This is a genomic window from Escherichia sp. KTE172 (assembly GCF_000408845.1).
GTDB lineage: Bacteria > Pseudomonadota > Gammaproteobacteria > Enterobacterales > Enterobacteriaceae > Escherichia > Escherichia coli.
Genome location: NZ_KE137316.1, coordinates 4,990,222 through 5,007,054, shown reverse-complemented (window position 1 = coordinate 5,007,054; position 16,833 = coordinate 4,990,222). Strand labels below are relative to the sequence as shown.

Sequence of the window (16,833 nt, the reverse complement as noted above, 5' to 3'; positions counted from 1 at the left end):
TATTGCTCTTCAGCTTACCCTTCCTGCAACCGTGACGGCGGAGCCGAATGATAGTGCGCATCGGCCTCGGCAAAGCGTTTTTGCATCGCCGCTGACGGCGCTTTACCCAGCAAACTAAACACTACAATCCCGATACTACCAAAGATAAAGCCCGGAATAATTTCGTACAGTCCCAACCAGCCGAACTGCTTCCAGACGATAACCGTCAGCGCACCGATGATCATCCCCGCCAGCGCACCGTTGCGCGTCATGCGTGACCACATCACCGAGAACAGCACCACCGGACCAAACGCCGCGCCAAAGCCTGCCCACGCGTAGCTCACTAAGCCAAGCACGCGGTTTTCCGGGTTCGCCGCCAGCGCAATCGCCACCAGCGCCACCACCAGCACCATCACACGCCCTACCCACACCAGCTCTTTCTGGCTGGCATGTTTACGCAGAAACGCTTTGTATAAATCTTCGGTAATCGCACTGGAACATACCAGCAGCTGGCAACTTAACGTTGACATTACCGCCGCCAGAATCGCCGACAGCAGAATCCCGGCAATCCACGGGTTAAACAGAATTTGCGCCAGTTCGATAAACACGCGTTCAGCGTTCTGGTTTACCGCACCTGCTACCGCCGGGTGCTCATTAAAGTAAGCAATACCAAAGAAGCCGACAGCCACCGCCCCTGCCAGGCAGAGGATCATCCAGGTCATACTGATACGACGCGCATGGACAATGCTGTGGTGAGAATCCGCCGCCATAAAACGCGCCAGGATGTGCGGCTGCCCGAAGTAACCCAGTCCCCAGCCCATCAGCGAGATAATGGCAACAAAGTTCAGCCCTTTGAGCATATCCACGTTTTCGATGCTCTTTTGTTTGATTACTTCCAGCGAGTCACCAAAGCCACCGACACTGATAATGACGATAACCGGCGTCAGGATCAGGGCAAAAATCATCAGGCTGGCCTGTACAGTGTCAGTCCAGCTCACCGCGAGGAAACCGCCAATAAAGGTGTAAAGGATCGTCGCCGCAGCGCCCGCCCACAGAGCCGTTTCGTAGCTCATGCCAAAGGTACTTTCAAACAGACGCGCGCCTGCCACGATGCCCGAAGCGCAATAAATGGTGAAGAACAGCAAAATCACCAGCGCGGAGATAATGCGCAAAATACGGCTTTTATCTTCAAAGCGCCCGGTGAAATAATCCGGCAATGTTAAGGCGTTATTGTTGTATTCGGTATGCACACGCAACCGCCCGGCCACCAGCTTCCAGTTAATCCACGCGCCTAATGTCAGGCCAATGGCGATCCAGCTTTCGGAAATCCCGGAAAGAAAAACCGCGCCCGGCAACCCCATTAACAGCCAGCCGCTCATATCCGATGCACCCGCCGATAATGCCGTCACGAATGGCCCAAGGCTACGACCGCCCAGAATATAGTCGTCGAAGTTTTTCGTTGATCGCCAGGCGATAAACCCAATCAATATCATGCCAAAGATATAGACACAAAATGTCACCAACATCGGTGTGCTAATAGCCATCTAAAGTCTCCAAAAAATTATTATCGGCAATGTCGAAACTTGCCGTTATATCTGCCACCGGAACGGGGTAACAGAGTTTATGTTTTACCAGGGCGACCGTATCCTGCCGGAAGCGCTGGTTATTCACAATCGATTTAACACACCATTTACATTAAATTTTAGTGCTCAGCGACACTATTTTTCATCAGGTTGCACTCTCTCACATTTTTTGCGGTTGCACCTTTCAAAAATGTTAACTGCCGCAGAGAAAAAGTCTGAGTTATTTTTTTAATCCCTGTCATATCGATTTCTTTTATTAACATTTCATTCATTTTTAAGCTTGCTACGCAGGTCACATTTAACATGGTTGCACAAAGTTGCAACATCATGGATATTTCACGATAACGTTAAGTTGCACCTTTCAGAACAACAGGAGTAATGGCATGGGAACCACCACCATGGGGGTTAAGCTGGACGACGCGACGCGTGAGCGTATTAAGTCTGCCGCGACACGTATCGATCGCACACCACACTGGTTAATTAAGCAGGCGATTTTTTCTTATCTCGAACAACTGGAAAACAGCGATACTCTGCCGGAGCTGCCTGCGCTGCTTTCTGGCGCTGCCAATGAGAGCGATGAAGCACCGACTCCGGCAGAGGAACCACACCAGCCTTTCCTCGACTTTGCCGAGCAAATTTTGCCCCAGTCGGTTTCCCGCGCCGCGATCACCGCTGCCTATCGCCGCCCGGAAACCGAAGCGGTTTCGATGCTGCTGGAACAAGCCCGCCTGCCGCAGCCAGTTGCTGAACAGGCGCATAAACTGGCATATCAACTGGCCGATAAACTGCGTAATCAAAAAAATGCCAGTGGTCGCGCAGGTATGGTCCAGGGGTTATTGCAGGAGTTTTCGCTGTCATCGCAGGAAGGCGTGGCGCTGATGTGTCTGGCAGAAGCGTTGTTGCGTATTCCCGACAAAGCCACCCGTGATGCGTTAATTCGCGACAAAATCAGCAACGGTAACTGGCAGTCACACATTGGTCGTAGCCCGTCGTTGTTTGTTAATGCCGCCACCTGGGGGCTGCTGTTTACTGGCAAACTGGTTTCCACCCATAACGAAGCCAGCCTCTCCCGCTCGCTGAACCGCATTATCGGTAAGAGCGGTGAACCGCTGATCCGCAAAGGTGTGGATATGGCGATGCGCCTGATGGGCGAGCAGTTCGTCACTGGCGAAACCATCGCGGAAGCGTTAGCCAATGCCCGCAAGCTGGAAGAGAAAGGTTTCCGTTACTCTTACGACATGCTGGGCGAAGCCGCGCTGACTGCCGCAGATGCACAGGCGTATATGGTTTCCTATCAGCAGGCGATTCACGCCATTGGTAAAGCGTCCAATGGTCGTGGCATCTATGAAGGTCCGGGCATTTCAATCAAGCTGTCGGCGCTGCATCCGCGTTACAGCCGCGCCCAGTATGATCGGGTAATGGAAGAGCTTTACCCGCGTCTGAAATCACTCACCCTGCTGGCGCGTCAGTACGATATTGGTATTAACATCGATGCCGAAGAGGCCGATCGTCTGGAGATCTCCCTCGATCTGCTGGAAAAACTCTGTTTCGAGCCGGAACTGGCAGGCTGGAACGGCATCGGTTTTGTTATTCAGGCTTATCAAAAACGCTGTCCGTTGGTGATTGATTATCTGATTGATCTCGCCACCCGCAGCCGTCGCCGTCTGATGATTCGCCTGGTGAAAGGCGCGTACTGGGATAGTGAAATCAAGCGTGCACAGATGGACGGCCTTGAAGGTTATCCGGTTTATACCCGCAAGGTGTATACCGACGTTTCATATCTCGCCTGTGCGAAAAAGCTGCTGGCGGTGCCGAATCTAATCTACCCGCAGTTCGCAACGCATAACGCCCATACGCTGGCGGCAATTTATCAACTGGCGGGTCAGAACTACTACCCGGGTCAGTACGAGTTCCAGTGCCTGCACGGTATGGGCGAGCCACTGTATGAGCAGGTCACCGGGAAAGTTGCCGACGGCAAACTTAACCGTCCGTGTCGTATTTATGCTCCTGTCGGTACCCATGAAACGCTGCTGGCGTATCTGGTGCGTCGCCTGCTGGAAAACGGTGCTAACACCTCGTTTGTTAACCGTATTGCCGACACCTCTTTGCCACTGGATGAACTGGTCGCCGATCCGGTCACTGCTGTAGAAAAACTGGCGCAACAGGAAGGGCAAACTGGATTACCGCATCCGAAAATTCCCCTGCCGCGCGATCTTTACGGTCACGGGCGCGACAACTCGGCAGGGCTGGATCTCGCTAACGAACACCGTCTGGCCTCGCTCTCTTCTGCCCTGCTCAATAGTGCACTGCAAAAATGGCAGGCCTTGCCAATGCTGGAACAACCGGTAGCGGCTGGTGAGATGTCGCCCGTTATTAACCCTGCGGAACCGAAAGATATTGTGGGCTATGTGCGTGAAGCCACGCCGCGTGAAGTAGAACTGGCGCTGGAAAGTGCGGTTAATAACGCGCCAATCTGGTTTGCCACGCCTCCGGCTGAACGCGCGGCGATTTTGCATCGCGCTGCCGTGCTGATGGAAAGCCAGATACAGCAACTGATTGGTATTCTAGTGCGTGAGGCCGGAAAAACCTTCAGTAACGCCATTGCCGAAGTGCGCGAAGCGGTCGATTTTCTCCACTACTACGCCGGACAGGTGCGGGATGATTTCGCTAACGAAACCCACCGTCCATTAGGGCCTGTGGTGTGTATCAGTCCGTGGAACTTCCCGCTGGCTATTTTCACCGGGCAGATCGCCGCCGCACTGGCGGCAGGTAACAGCGTGCTGGCAAAACCGGCAGAACAAACGCCGCTGATTGCCGCGCAAGGGATCGCAATTTTGCTGGAAGCGGGTGTACCGCCAGGCGTGGTGCAGTTGCTGCCAGGTCAGGGGGAAACCGTGGGCGCGCAACTGACGGGTGATGATCGCGTGCGCGGGGTGATGTTTACCGGTTCAACCGAAGTCGCTACGTTACTGCAACGCAATATCGCCAGCCGCCTGGACGCTCAGGGTCGCCCTATTCCGCTCATCGCGGAAACCGGCGGCATGAACGCGATGATTGTCGACTCCTCCGCCCTGACCGAACAAGTAGTAATAGATGTGCTGGCCTCAGCGTTCGACAGTGCGGGCCAGCGTTGTTCGGCACTGCGTGTGCTGTGCCTGCAAGATGAGATTGCCGACCACACGTTGAAAATGCTGCGCGGCGCAATGGCCGAATGCCGGATGGGTAATCCTGGTCGCCTGACCACCGATATCGGTCCGGTGATTGATAGCGAAGCGAAAGCCAATATTGAGCGTCATATTCAGACTATGCGTAGTAAAGGCCGTCCGGTGTTCCAGGCAGTGCGGGAAAACAGTGAAGATGCCCGTGAATGGCAAAGCGGCACCTTTGTCGCCCCGACGCTGATTGAACTGGATGACTTTGCCGAATTGCAAAAAGAGGTCTTTGGTCCGGTGCTGCATGTGGTGCGTTATAACCGTAACCAGCTGCCGGAGCTGATCGAGCAAATTAACGCTTCCGGTTATGGTCTGACGCTTGGCGTCCATACGCGCATTGATGAAACCATCGCCCAGGTCACTGGCTCGGCCCATGTCGGTAACCTGTACGTTAACCGTAATATGGTGGGCGCAGTGGTCGGGGTGCAGCCATTCGGCGGCGAAGGGTTGTCCGGCACCGGGCCGAAAGCAGGCGGTCCACTCTATCTCTACCGTCTGCTGGCGAATCGCCCGGAAAGTGCGCTGGCAGTGACGCTCGCGCGTCAGGATGCAGAGTATCCGGTCGATGCGCAGTTGAAAGCCGCATTGACTCAGCCGCTAAATGCACTGCGGGAATGGGCGGCAAACCGTCCAGAATTGCAGGCGTTATGTACGCAATATGGCGAGCTGGCGCAGGCAGGAACACAACGATTGCTGCCAGGGCCGACGGGTGAACGCAACACCTGGACGCTGCTGCCGCGTGAGCGCGTATTGTGTATCGCGGATGATGAACGGGATGCGCTGACTCAGCTCGCCGCCGTGCTGGCGGTGGGCAGCCAGGTACTGTGGCCGGATGACGCGCTGCATCGTCAGTTAGTGAAGGCATTGCCATCGGCAGTCAGCGAACGTATTCAACTGGCGAAAGCGGAAAATATAACCGCTCAACCGTTTGATGCGGTGATCTTCCACGGTGATTCGGATCAGCTTCGCGCATTGTGTGAAGCCGTTGCCGCGCGGGATGGCGCAATTGTTTCGGTGCAGGGTTTTGCCCGTGGCGAAAGCAATATCCTGCTGGAACGGCTGTATATCGAGCGTTCGCTGAGTGTGAATACCGCTGCCGCTGGCGGTAACGCCAGTTTAATGACGATCGGTTAAGCAGGAAGCCGGAGGATGTTACAACCTCCTCCGGCATCTTTAACGTGGTCGAATCCCCTCAATAATAATCCGCTGCACGTTTTCAACCGTTTGATTGAAAAATACCTCATCGCGCAACGTCGCGCCTGTCACCGCCTCCACCTGAGGGGCGAAATCGGCGTAATGTTGAGTGGAAGCCCAAATCATAAAAATCAAATGCTGCGGGTCAATCGGCGCGAGTTTGCCGCTTTTGACCCAACCGGCAATCAGCGCCGATTTCTCATCAATTAATGCTTTCAAATCACCCGTCAGTTCATCCATTAACAGCGGTGCGCCTGCCAGCATCTCCATACAAAACAGACGTGAAGCCTGCGGATAATCGCGTGAGACTTCCAGCTTCAGACGGATGTACTCTTTGATCGCCGCCAGCGGGGCGAAATCTTCACGAAACGCTTTTAACGGTGCCAGCCAGATATCGAGAATCTGCCGCAGTACGGCTATATACAGCGCCTCTTTTGACGGGAAGTAATACAGCAGATTGGTTTTTGAAACGCCTGCCAACTCTGCGATCTGCTCCAGCCTTGTGCCGTGAAAACCGAATTGTGAAAAAGTGTCCAGTGCTGCGCTAAGAATCGCTTTTTTCTTCGCGCTCACTGCGCGCGAACGTTTACCCGTTGTTTTCACTGCGCCTTGCGTCATGCGCTCTCCCCTCTTGTAGATTGGCAACAGGATAGCAAAACCCCTGCCCGGCCTCGACCTTCTGCACTTTCATCGCGCACGGATGCATGTTTTATGTGCAACTGTTTTGACCGTTTAGTCCACTTTTTTCCAGATATTTTAGACAACTTAACATTAACACATTAATAACATTCACTTTTTAAAAACTGGCATCCGCTTTGCAAACAAACCATTACGCGGCTGAAAAGGATATGCAGGATGCAGCGCCCCGTCTGACTTTCACTTTACGAGACGAAGAGAGGTTGATGATGAAAATTGGCGTATTCGTACCTATTGGCAACAACGGCTGGCTCATTTCGACCCACGCGCCGCAGTACATGCCGACCTTTGAACTGAATAAAGCCATTGTGCAAAAAGCGGAGCACTACCATTTCGATTTCGCCCTGTCGATGATCAAACTGCGTGGCTTTGGCGGCAAAACTGAGTTCTGGGATCACAACCTTGAGTCGTTCACCTTGATGGCGGGGCTGGCAGCCGTGACCTCGCGCATTCAGATATACGCGACAGCTGCCACCTTAACGTTACCTCCGGCAATCGTCGCCCGTATGGCCGCAACCATTGACTCCATCTCTGGCGGGCGTTTTGGCGTCAACCTCGTGACTGGCTGGCAAAAGCCTGAGTATGAGCAGATGGGTATCTGGCCTGGCGATGACTATTTCTCCCGTCGTTACGACTATCTCACCGAATATGTTCAGGTGCTGCGCGACCTGTGGGGCACGGGCAAAAGCGATTTTAAAGGCGATTTTTTCACCATGAATGATTGTCGCGTCAGTCCGCAACCGAGCGTACCCATGAAAGTGATCTGCGCCGGGCAAAGCGACGCTGGCATGGCGTTCTCCGCTCAGTATGCCGATTTCAACTTCTGTTTCGGCAAAGGCGTAAATACACCCACGGCTTTCGCCCCGACCGCTGCGCGGATGAAACAGGCCGCAGAGCAAACCGGGCGCGACGTTGGCTCTTATGTGTTGTTTATGGTGATTGCCGATGAAACCGACGATGCCGCTCGCGCCAAATGGGAACACTACAAAGCGGGCGCGGATGAAGAGGCGTTAAGCTGGCTAACCGAACAAAGTCAGAAAGATACCCGCTCCGGTACTGACACCAACGTCCGTCAGATGGCCGATCCCACTTCGGCGGTAAACATCAACATGGGGACGTTAGTCGGTTCTTACGCCAGTGTCGCGCGCATGTTAGATGAAGTCGCAAGCGTGCCTGGTGCCGAAGGCGTGCTGTTGACCTTCGATGATTTTCTGTCGGGAATCGAAACCTTCGGCGAGCGCATTCAACCACTGATGCAGTGCCGCGCCCATCTCCCTGCGCTGACTCAGGAGGTGGCATGATGACAATCTTAACCGCTCGACCGGAAGCCATTACCTTCGATCCGCAGCAAAGTGCGCTGATCGTGGTGGATATGCAAAACGCTTATGCCACGCCAGGCGGCTACTTAGATCTCGCCGGGTTTGATGTCTCAACCACTCGCCCGGTCATTGCCAACATTCAAACCGCCGTGACCGCGGCACGAGCAGCAGGGATGCTGATCATCTGGTTTCAAAATGGCTGGGATGAACAGTATGTCGAGGCTGGCGGCCCCGGCTCACCGAATTTTCATAAATCGAACGCCCTGAAAACCATGCGTAAGCAGCCGCAGCTGCAGGGGAAATTGCTGGCGAAAGGCTCCTGGGATTATCAACTGGTGGATGAACTGGTGCCGCAGCCTGGCGATATTGTGCTGCCGAAGCCGCGCTACAGCGGTTTCTTCAATACGCCGCTGGACAGCATTTTGCGCAGCCGTGGAATACGCCATCTGGTTTTCACCGGTATCGCTACCAACGTCTGCGTCGAATCGACGCTACGCGATGGCTTTTTTCTGGAGTATTTCGGCGTGGTGCTGGAAGACGCAACACACCAGGCGGGGCCGGAATTTGCACAGAAAGCCGCGTTATTCAATATCGAAACCTTTTTTGGCTGGGTCAGCGACGTCGAAACGTTCTGCGACGCGCTTTCTCCCACGTCCTTTGCTCGTATCGCTTAAGGAGTTTAACGATGCCAAAATCCGTAATTATTCCCGCTGGCAGCAGCGCACCGCTGGCTCCCTTCGTTCCCGGCACGCTGGCTGATGGCGTGGTGTATGTCTCCGGTACGCTGGCTTTTGATCAACATAATAACGTGCTGTTTGCCGATGACCCAAAGGCGCAAACCCGCCACGTTCTGGAAACCATCCGCAAGGTGATCGAGACGGCGGGTGGCACGATGGCGGACGTGACCTTCAACAGCATCTTTATTACCGACTGGAAAAATTACGCCGCGATTAACGAAATCTACTCCGAGTTTTTCCCGGGTGACAAACCGGCGCGATTCTGCATTCAGTGCGGACTGGTAAAACCTGACGCGCTGGTGGAAATCGCCACAATTGCGCATATCGCCAAGTGAGGCCGCGATGAAACTTTCACTCTCACCTCCCCCTTATGCTGATGCGCCCGTAGTGGTGTTGATTTCGGGTCTTGGCGGTAGCGGCAGTTACTGGTTACCGCAACTGGCGGTACTGGAGCAGGAGTATCAGGTAGTCTGTTACGACCAGCGCGGCACCGGCAATAATCCCGACACGCTGGCAGAAGATTACAGTATCGCCCAGATGGCAGCGGAACTGCATCAGGCGCTGGTAGCCGCAGGGATTAAGCGTTACGCGGTGGTCGGCCATGCGCTCGGTGCGCTGGTGGGAATGCAGCTGGCGCTGGACTATCCCGCGTCGGTAACTATGCTGGTCAGCGTTAACGGCTGGCTACGAATAAACGCCCATACGCGCCGCTGTTTTCAGGTTCGCGAACAGTTACTACATAGCGGCGGCGCGCAGGCATGGGTGGAAGCTCAGCCATTGTTCCTCTATCCCGCCGACTGGATGGCGGCCCGCGCACCTCGCCTGGAAGCTGAAGACGCGCTGGCACTGGCGCATTTTCAGGGCAAAAATAATTTACTGCGTCGACTTAACGCCCTCAAACGCGCTGACTTTAGTCACCATGCGGATCGCATCCGCTGCCCGGTGCAAATCATCTGCGCCAGTGATGATCTGCTGGTGCCATCAGCATGTTCCAGTGAACTTCATGCCGCCCTGCCCGATAGCCAGAAAATGGTGATGCGCTATGGCGGACACGCCTGCAACGTGACCCATCCCGAAACGTTTAATGCTCTGTTACTCAACGGGCTTGCCAGCCTGTTACATCACCGTGAAGCCGCCTGTAAGGAATTGCTATGAACGAAGCCGTTAGCCCTGGTGCGCTTAGCACCCTATTCACCGATGCCCGCACTCACAACGGCTGGCGGGAGACACCCGTCAGCGATGAGACGTTACGGGAGATTTATGCCCTGATGAAATGGGGGCCGACATCAGCTAACTGTTCTCCGGCACGGATCGTGTTTATCCGCACTGCAGAAGGAAAAGAACGTCTGCGCCCGGCGCTTTCCAGCGGCAATCTGCAAAAAACCCTGACCGCGCCCGTCACCGCGATCGTCGCCTGGGACAGTGAATTTTATGAACGGTTACCACAGCTGTTTCCTCACGGCGATGCCCGCAGTTGGTTTACCTCCAGCCCACAACTTGCCGAAGAAACAGCGTTTCGCAACAGTTCCATGCAGGCGGCCTATCTGATCGTCGCCTGCCGGGCGCTGGGGCTGGATACCGGCCCGATGTCCGGCTTTGACCGTCAACACGTGGACGACGCCTTTTTTACGGGCAGCACGCTGAAGAGCAATCTGCTGATTAATATCGGCTATGGCGATAGCAGCAAGCTTTATGCGCGCCTGCCACGTCTGTCCTTTGAAGAAGCCTGCGGGCTGTTGTAAGGAGCAAACTATGAACATTGTCGATCAACAAACTTTTCGCGATGCGATGTCCTGCATGGGCGCGGCGGTCAATATTATCACCACGGACGGTCCAGCCGGGCGCGCCGGGTTCACCGCCAGCGCCGTCTGCAGCGTGACCGATACGCCGCCCACATTACTGGTATGCCTGAATCGTGGGGCGTCCGTCTGGCCGGTATTCAATGAAAATCGAACGCTGTGTGTAAATACACTTAGCGCCGGACAGGAGCCGCTTTCAAACCTTTTTGGCGGCAAAACGCCCATGGAACACCGCTTTGCCGCCGCCCGCTGGCAGACTGGTGTGACCGGATGCCCGCAACTGGAAGAGGCACTGGTTTCGTTTGACTGCCGTATCAGCCAGGTGGTGAGCGTCGGCACCCACGACATTCTGTTTTGCGCCATCGAAGCGATTCATCGTCACGCCACACCCTACGGGCTGGTGTGGTTCGATCGCAGTTATCACGCGCTGATGCGCCCTGCTTGTTAACCTCCTTAAGGAGACAGCTGATGGCAATGTTCGGTCTTCCTCACTGGCAGTTAAAATCGACCTCTACAGAGAGCGGCGTGGTCGCGCCGGATGAACGATTGCCGTTTGCTCAGACGGCAATAATGGGCGTTCAACACGCGGTGGCGATGTTTGGCGCGACGGTGTTAATGCCGATTCTGATGGGGCTGGATCCCAATCTTTCCATTTTAATGTCAGGGATCGGCACGTTACTGTTTTTCTTTATTACCGGCGGGCGCGTGCCCAGTTATCTCGGCTCCAGCGCGGCTTTTGTCGGCGTGGTGATCGCCGCAACGGGCTTTAACGGTCAGGGCATTAACCCGAATATCAGCATTGCGCTGGGCGGGATTATCGCCTGTGGGCTGGTTTATACCGTCATTGGCCTGGTGGTGATGAAAATCGGTACGCGCTGGATTGAACGGCTAATGCCGCCGGTGGTGACGGGTGCGGTGGTGATGGCGATTGGCCTGAACTTAGCGCCTATCGCAGTGAAAAGTGTATCGGCTTCGGCCTTTGATAGCTGGATGGCGGTAATGACGGTGCTGTGTATTGGGCTGGTGGCGGTGTTTACCCGTGGCATGATCCAGCGATTATTGATTCTCGTAGGATTAATTGTCGCCTGTCTGCTGTATGGCGTGATGACCAACGTTTTAGGGCTGGGAAAAGCCGTCGATTTTACTCTCGTCAGCCATGCTGCCTGGTTCGGTCTGCCGCATTTTTCCACTCCTGCTTTTAATGGTCAGGCAATGATGCTGATTGCGCCCGTGGCGGTGATTCTGGTGGCGGAAAACTTAGGTCATCTCAAGGCGGTCGCCGGGATGACCGGACGCAATATGGACCCGTATATGGGGCGAGCATTCGTAGGCGATGGTCTGGCAACGATGCTTTCCGGCTCTGTCGGCGGTAGCGGCGTGACCACCTATGCTGAAAATATCGGTGTGATGGCCGTGACCAAAGTCTACTCGACGCTGGTGTTTGTTGCTGCTGCCGTCATCGCCATGCTGTTGGGCTTTTCGCCGAAATTTGGCGCGCTGATCCATACCATTCCTGCACCGGTGATTGGTGGTGCATCAATTGTTGTGTTCGGGCTGATTGCCGTCGCAGGCGCAAGGATCTGGGTACAAAACCGTGTCGATTTAAGCCAGAACGGTAATTTGATTATGGTCGCAGTAACCTTAGTGCTGGGCGCGGGTGATTTTGCTCTCACGCTGGGCGGTTTTACGTTGGGAGGGATCGGTACAGCAACCTTTGGCGCGATTTTACTCAATGCGTTGTTAAGCAGAAGGTTGGTTGACGTTCCACCGCCAGAAGTTGTTCATCAGTAGCCATAAATAGAAAACCGCCGGGGTAACCGGCGGTGATGACTTTTTGACGAGCTTCAGACAAAAATGCATGCGTCATTGATTAGCCCGGCTAGTTGTCGCTTTTGCCGTGACTGCTCTTGCCACCTTTTTTACCTGCTTCAGATGCGCGCTGCGGGTCATTTTTGAAATTACCCCCGCTGTGCTGTCCACCTTTTTTACCTGCTTCTGATGCTCTTTCGCGGTCTTCTGCAAAATTGCCGGAACCGCCTCGATGGTTTGCCATTACTGACCTCCGTCTGGGTATAGACATCATATTGCATAGAATTAACGCGGCGTATGGCGGCTGCCATATTTTCGCTACGTGGGACTAAGCTTAGTGAACTGACGCGGGCAGACCCGCGTTTAGTAATATCCTGCAACAGCTTCTTAGCGAGAATAGATATCATCTCCAATAATTATCCATAAGCCGCTCTTATGATTAAAAAAACGCGATGAGATAAAAATGTGTCATTTTGCGACAAAATTACGTGCTTGTGAAAGTTGTTATAAATCAAATAAGTGGTTGTGAAATTTGCACTCTGAAAAGGACGTCTTATCTTTAAATAAGTGGTAGCGAATCGCTACGGAATAGAGATAACACGAGGAGTGGTTAGAAATGGCTAAAGTTCTGGTGCTTTATTATTCCATGTACGGACATATCGAAACGATGGCACGCGCAGTCGCTGAGGGTGCAAGCAAAGTGGATGGCGCAGAAGTTGTCGTTAAGCGTGTACCGGAAACCATGCCGCCGCAATTATTTGAAAAAGCAGGTGGTAAAACGCAAACTGCACCGGTTGCAACCCCGCAAGAACTGGCCGATTACGACGCCATTATTTTTGGTACACCTACCCGCTTTGGCAACATGTCCGGTCAAATGCGTACCTTCCTCGACCAGACGGGCGGCCTGTGGGCTTCCGGCGCACTATACGGAAAACTGGCGAGCGTCTTTAGTTCCACCGGTACTGGCGGCGGTCAGGAACAAACCATCACATCCACCTGGACGACCCTTGCGCATCACGGCATGGTAATTGTCCCCATTGGCTACGCAGCGCAGGAATTATTTGACGTTTCACAGGTTCGCGGCGGTACGCCGTACGGCGCAACCACCATCGCAGGCGGTGACGGTTCACGCCAGCCAAGCCAGGAAGAACTGTCTATTGCTCGTTATCAAGGGGAATATGTCGCAGGTCTGGCAGTTAAACTTAACGGCTAATCTTCAACAGGAGGATACGCATGCCAACTCAAGAAGCGAAAGCTCATCACGTCGGTGAATGGGCATCTCTGCGCAATACGTCGCCGGAAATAGCCGAGGCCATTTTCGAAGTCGCCGGGTACGACGAAAAAATGGCGGAAAAGATTTGGGAAGAAGGTAGCGATGAAGTGTTAGTCAAAGCCTTTGCTAAGACCGATAAAGATTCGCTTTTTTGGGGCGAACAGACCATCGAACGTAAAAACGTTTAATACGCGACTCCCCCGCTTCACGCGGGGGAGTTTTCTGTTATTTCACCGCTTCATTCAATACGCTATCAAACTTATCCATTGGGCAGAAACCGTTGGCATCTATCGGACAACCGCTTAATTCCAGCGTCACGCGCTGCGCAGGTGCCTGAAGGGTTAACGCGTCAGCATTACGTAACTGTTCTGCACTCTGGTACACATACTCGATTTTCATCAGGTCGCGATTGGCTTTGCTGTCATGCCAACGCTGGAAAACGATTTTGCCGCCAATCGGCGTGCGTTCGTTCTGGTCATGCAACTGATACGGTTTGAAATCCAGCGCCGTTAACAGAGAGGCAATGTTGGAGTCGTGCCCAACTAACACCGTGATTTTCGGTGCACTGGTGCGATCGGTGACCAGGGCTTTGTCGATATAACTGACCAGCGGTTTCGCAACATTGCGCGCCACTTCCGGTGAGGTAAACAGGCTGTCCTGGTAACCGTTTTTAAGCTTCGACAACACCTTCCACTGCTGGTCAGATTTGATTTCTCCCCAGGCCACCTGATCCATCGGAAAACCTTCGTAGTATTGCAAAGTAAACGCATCTACCAGCGAGTTGCCGACTTTCAGCGGCCCGGAAACACCTGGTTCTTGTTGATACTTCGCGCTAAAGGTATTTTTGCCATCCACCAGCGAACATTGTTGTTTCTCTTTACAGGCAGGGGAATCTTTATAGTTAACGATTTTTTCCAGTAGCTGGTAGCTGTCGGTAAGCTGGAGTTTGCTGAGCTCTTTCTCCATTGCCGCCACCGCCTGTTCACTGAATGCGGCGGAATCATCGGTGATCACTGGGTTAAAGGTTGGGTCCATAGTGCCCATTTTTTCCTGGTGATGCACAGGAATATCACACCCGGGGAATGCGCCGGTAATAAAGAACTGTGCAGTGGCGACGGTGCGTTGCAGACTATTGGCATAGGCATAAACGGTGTCCGGCGGCGGGCATTCCCCCGATTTCACCATCCCCTGTTCTGCCAGCCATTCACGCATGTAATGGCCCATATACACTTCGAGCACGCCACCTTTGGTGGTGAGTTGCCCACCGGGGACGTCCCATTCTGGCCATTTATTCGGCGTCGACTGCTCCAGCACACTGCCATTGTTCGCCAGCGGCGCACGTAAGTTATGGCGGCTCATCATGAGCACTTGCTGTAGCTGATAGCCTTCCGGTACGGTTTGTGCCTGAGCATTTGAAGCGAGTAAAACTATCCCTGCCACAGTTGCGGCGATTAGCGTTTTGTTCATTCCTGGCACCTCTTTTGTTATCAATCACTAAAGAGTGTGACAGAAATATGACTTTTTTCCGGGAACAGGTTCGCAAAATGGCTTGTTGAAAACCTGTTTTTCTATATACATCTTCAAAAACAGGCAAGGTTTGACGCAAACTATGCCTGATTAGCCCCTGCCTCGCGTACGCCGCTGATAATTGCACCCGTGGCTAAACAGAATATCTGCGGCGTTACCAATACAGAGACAATATTTAACAATAAAAAAGTGTGAGACTAATAACAATGGTTTTTAGCATATGCCTTTGCCATTAAATTGCATAACGATTTAAATAGTCAAGTTGCGCATTCATTTCCTTATTGTTTAACTTGTAAGCCTGAGCAAAAAGTTCAGGAGGGAGGTAAACGTCATAATGATTGCCGGTATTTATTAAATAACCATACTCAAGATCTTCATCTGTTGAAAAGGATTCATTTCCCAAGGAGATTGATGCCACATTACTATTAACAATAAATAATGAGCAAATGCTATCTGAAAGAACAGCAAGAAAATTCTTCACCGCTTTAATCCTATCCGACGTGTCGGTATCTAAAGCAAGCAAATTCTTGTTATCATTAAATATAAACTCGGGTAAATGCAGGATACATTTTTCGTTATTCAAGCAACTATCAATGAATTCTTTTTTAAAAAACAGAAAGCTCCATGACATAAGACTACCCACACCCTGAATTTTGTTGTCAGATTGCAGATCAACGCCAAATAATGTCTTAACATCTTCCCTGAGATCACAAAATGCAGCATCAACAAGAGCCTCGATTGTTGGTTTATCAACAATTTTAATAAACTCTTCGTATACTTCCTTTTGCGTCTTATGACTGCCCAGCGCCCATGAATAATCATGTTGTTTTAAAACCAGTATGGCTCTTAACAGACAATATCCATCGCCATCTACTGGAGCGTATTTTAATTCATAAGTTTTATTAATTTCACTCTGAATAAAAGATATACCAGACAAATCAATACCAGTATCTAAATCAGATATTCCCGGCGTATTTATCTGTTCTGGCTGGACACTTATATTTTCATCTTCTAAACAATACTCAGAAAAAACATCATCACACGCATTAATGTTTTCAATATATTCCATAAAGCCATACCAATAATAACCTTTAAAATCTGTGATAGACTCTGACCCTCTGCCCGGTAAGGACACTCTAACAATATCAACATCTTCAACATATTGTATAGTATATGTAATACCTCCTGAAACCCCTGAATAAATTTGTTTATCATTAGTACGCAATGTTTTCATAAATAATGATAAATCATTATCATTCTGTATTTCCTCAAATTCTTTTTCTAGTGAATCGCATTCCAGGCATGGAATGTAGTCTTCAGCTTGTTGACGTCTGATTTCTTTATACAACTGAATAAAACACACAAGTGTGTTTTCAAAAAGCGTGATTGAATATTTTTGATTTTTTTCGTGCTCATTTTTTATATTGCTCCATGCTTCTTTCAAATAATTATTTGCAGTGCAACTAATTCCATGTATATTACTACTCATATATAGCGCCTATAAAATTTAATAAATAATGACGCCCCAGTTAAACTTAAAGTGCCTGTTTCAACTATCAAAAATCGCTCACCCTTTTTCACCTGTTTAAAATATGTTCAACACCCCACCTTGAGGCGACCTCCTCTCCGCGATGATTTCAATAACATATTCTGTGTTGGCATATGAAATTTTGAGGATTACCCTACACTTATAGGAGTTACCTTA

16 protein-coding genes are annotated in these 16,833 nt (G+C 51.9%); 10 read left to right on the top strand and 6 right to left on the bottom strand.

Annotated features, from left to right (window positions below):
* Positions 1–14 precede the first annotated feature (14 nt).
* Positions 15–1,523: a sodium/proline symporter PutP gene (gene putP, locus G434_RS00810; RefSeq protein WP_001018485.1), complete on the bottom strand. Its 1,509-nt coding sequence runs from the start codon at positions 1,521–1,523 to the stop codon at positions 15–17.
* Positions 1,524–1,681: 158 nt separating this feature from the next.
* The gene (locus G434_RS00815) at positions 1,682–1,891 is read right to left on the bottom strand and encodes a hypothetical protein (RefSeq protein WP_000979516.1); all 210 of its coding nucleotides are present in this window, start codon (positions 1,889–1,891) and stop codon (positions 1,682–1,684) included.
* A 54-nt stretch (positions 1,892–1,945) separates the two neighbouring features.
* On the opposite strand from G434_RS00815, the gene putA reads away from it, so the two are divergent.
* Positions 1,946–5,908 (top strand): trifunctional transcriptional regulator/proline dehydrogenase/L-glutamate gamma-semialdehyde dehydrogenase, encoded by a 3,963-nt coding sequence (putA, locus tag G434_RS00820; protein ID WP_001305899.1) that lies wholly within the window; start codon positions 1,946–1,948, stop codon positions 5,906–5,908.
* Between the two features lie 39 nt (positions 5,909–5,947).
* On the opposite strand, the gene rutR is transcribed toward putA, so the two are convergent.
* Positions 5,948–6,586, bottom strand: a complete 639-nt coding sequence (gene rutR / locus G434_RS00825; protein WP_000191701.1) for an HTH-type transcriptional regulator RutR — start codon at positions 6,584–6,586, stop codon at positions 5,948–5,950.
* Between the two features lie 287 nt (positions 6,587–6,873).
* Between rutR and rutA the strand changes: the two genes are divergently transcribed.
* The 7 genes from rutA to rutG are packed head-to-tail and all read left to right on the top strand — an operon-like array spanning position 6,874 to position 12,310.
* Positions 6,874–7,965, top strand: coding sequence for a pyrimidine utilization protein A (gene rutA / locus G434_RS00830; RefSeq protein WP_001297176.1), 1,092 nt, complete (start codon positions 6,874–6,876; stop codon positions 7,963–7,965).
* Complete coding sequence (gene rutB, locus G434_RS00835; RefSeq protein WP_001446784.1) at positions 7,965–8,657, top strand: peroxyureidoacrylate/ureidoacrylate amidohydrolase RutB; 693 nt, start codon at positions 7,965–7,967, stop codon at positions 8,655–8,657. Before rutA ends, rutB begins: the two co-directional genes overlap by 1 nt.
* An 11-nt stretch (positions 8,658–8,668) precedes the next feature.
* Positions 8,669–9,055: a 3-aminoacrylate deaminase gene (gene rutC / locus G434_RS00840; protein ID WP_001126783.1), complete on the top strand. Its 387-nt coding sequence runs from the start codon at positions 8,669–8,671 to the stop codon at positions 9,053–9,055.
* A gap of 7 nt (positions 9,056–9,062) precedes the next feature.
* Positions 9,063–9,875: a pyrimidine utilization protein D gene (gene rutD, locus G434_RS00845; protein ID WP_000777661.1), complete on the top strand. Its 813-nt coding sequence runs from the start codon at positions 9,063–9,065 to the stop codon at positions 9,873–9,875.
* Positions 9,872–10,462 carry a malonic semialdehyde reductase gene (locus G434_RS00850; RefSeq protein WP_001001172.1) on the top strand — a complete coding sequence of 197 codons (591 nt, stop codon included), beginning with the start codon at positions 9,872–9,874 and terminating at the stop codon, positions 10,460–10,462. Before rutD ends, G434_RS00850 begins: the two co-directional genes overlap by 4 nt.
* A 10-nt stretch (positions 10,463–10,472) precedes the next feature.
* Positions 10,473–10,967 carry an NADH-dependent FMN reductase RutF gene (gene rutF / locus G434_RS00855; protein WP_001028095.1) on the top strand — a complete coding sequence of 165 codons (495 nt, stop codon included), beginning with the start codon at positions 10,473–10,475 and terminating at the stop codon, positions 10,965–10,967.
* Between the two features lie 20 nt (positions 10,968–10,987).
* Complete coding sequence (rutG, locus tag G434_RS00860) at positions 10,988–12,310, top strand: pyrimidine utilization transport protein G (protein ID WP_001240634.1); 1,323 nt, start codon at positions 10,988–10,990, stop codon at positions 12,308–12,310.
* An 88-nt stretch (positions 12,311–12,398) separates the two neighbouring features.
* Here rutG and G434_RS00865 read toward each other — a convergent pair whose 3' ends face one another.
* Complete coding sequence (locus G434_RS00865) at positions 12,399–12,572, bottom strand: con-10 family general stress protein (protein ID WP_001273658.1); 174 nt, start codon at positions 12,570–12,572, stop codon at positions 12,399–12,401.
* Between the two features lie 372 nt (positions 12,573–12,944).
* Here G434_RS00865 and wrbA point away from each other — a divergent pair, with 372 nt between their 5' ends.
* Positions 12,945–13,541 carry an NAD(P)H:quinone oxidoreductase gene (gene wrbA, locus G434_RS00870; protein WP_001151437.1) on the top strand — a complete coding sequence of 199 codons (597 nt, stop codon included), beginning with the start codon at positions 12,945–12,947 and terminating at the stop codon, positions 13,539–13,541.
* 20 nt (positions 13,542–13,561) lie between these two features.
* The gene (locus tag G434_RS00875; RefSeq protein ID WP_001143120.1) at positions 13,562–13,789 is read left to right on the top strand and encodes a YccJ family protein; all 228 of its coding nucleotides are present in this window, start codon (positions 13,562–13,564) and stop codon (positions 13,787–13,789) included.
* 37 nt (positions 13,790–13,826) lie between these two features.
* On the opposite strand, the gene agp is transcribed toward G434_RS00875, so the two are convergent.
* Together agp and G434_RS00885 are read right to left on the bottom strand one after the other, a co-directional pair.
* A complete protein-coding gene (gene agp / locus G434_RS00880) occupies positions 13,827–15,068 on the bottom strand; it encodes a bifunctional glucose-1-phosphatase/inositol phosphatase (protein ID WP_001044307.1) in 1,242 nt (413 codons plus the stop codon).
* A 292-nt stretch (positions 15,069–15,360) separates the two neighbouring features.
* The gene (locus tag G434_RS00885; RefSeq protein WP_000097596.1) at positions 15,361–16,617 is read right to left on the bottom strand and encodes a YccE family protein; all 1,257 of its coding nucleotides are present in this window, start codon (positions 16,615–16,617) and stop codon (positions 15,361–15,363) included.
* Positions 16,618–16,833 lie beyond the last annotated feature (216 nt).

Excerpts from the sequence above, each read along its gene's own strand:
- putP (WP_001018485.1), bottom strand. The coding sequence starts at position 1,523 with ATGGCTATTAGCACACCGATGTTGGTGACATTTTGTGTCTATATCTTT.
- G434_RS00815 (WP_000979516.1), bottom strand. The coding sequence starts at position 1,891 with ATGATGTTGCAACTTTGTGCAACCATGTTAAATGTGACCTGCGTAGCA.
- putA (WP_001305899.1), top strand. The coding sequence starts at position 1,946 with ATGGGAACCACCACCATGGGGGTTAAGCTGGACGACGCGACGCGTGAG.
- rutR (WP_000191701.1), bottom strand. The coding sequence starts at position 6,586 with ATGACGCAAGGCGCAGTGAAAACAACGGGTAAACGTTCGCGCGCAGTG.
- rutA (WP_001297176.1), top strand. The coding sequence starts at position 6,874 with ATGAAAATTGGCGTATTCGTACCTATTGGCAACAACGGCTGGCTCATT.
- rutB (WP_001446784.1), top strand. The coding sequence starts at position 7,965 with ATGACAATCTTAACCGCTCGACCGGAAGCCATTACCTTCGATCCGCAG.
- rutC (WP_001126783.1), top strand. The coding sequence starts at position 8,669 with ATGCCAAAATCCGTAATTATTCCCGCTGGCAGCAGCGCACCGCTGGCT.
- rutD (WP_000777661.1), top strand. The coding sequence starts at position 9,063 with ATGAAACTTTCACTCTCACCTCCCCCTTATGCTGATGCGCCCGTAGTG.
- G434_RS00850 (WP_001001172.1), top strand. The coding sequence starts at position 9,872 with ATGAACGAAGCCGTTAGCCCTGGTGCGCTTAGCACCCTATTCACCGAT.
- rutF (WP_001028095.1), top strand. The coding sequence starts at position 10,473 with ATGAACATTGTCGATCAACAAACTTTTCGCGATGCGATGTCCTGCATG.
- rutG (WP_001240634.1), top strand. The coding sequence starts at position 10,988 with ATGGCAATGTTCGGTCTTCCTCACTGGCAGTTAAAATCGACCTCTACA.
- G434_RS00865 (WP_001273658.1), bottom strand. The coding sequence starts at position 12,572 with ATGGCAAACCATCGAGGCGGTTCCGGCAATTTTGCAGAAGACCGCGAA.
- wrbA (WP_001151437.1), top strand. The coding sequence starts at position 12,945 with ATGGCTAAAGTTCTGGTGCTTTATTATTCCATGTACGGACATATCGAA.
- G434_RS00875 (WP_001143120.1), top strand. The coding sequence starts at position 13,562 with ATGCCAACTCAAGAAGCGAAAGCTCATCACGTCGGTGAATGGGCATCT.
- agp (WP_001044307.1), bottom strand. The coding sequence starts at position 15,068 with ATGAACAAAACGCTAATCGCCGCAACTGTGGCAGGGATAGTTTTACTC.
- G434_RS00885 (WP_000097596.1), bottom strand. The coding sequence starts at position 16,617 with ATGAGTAGTAATATACATGGAATTAGTTGCACTGCAAATAATTATTTG.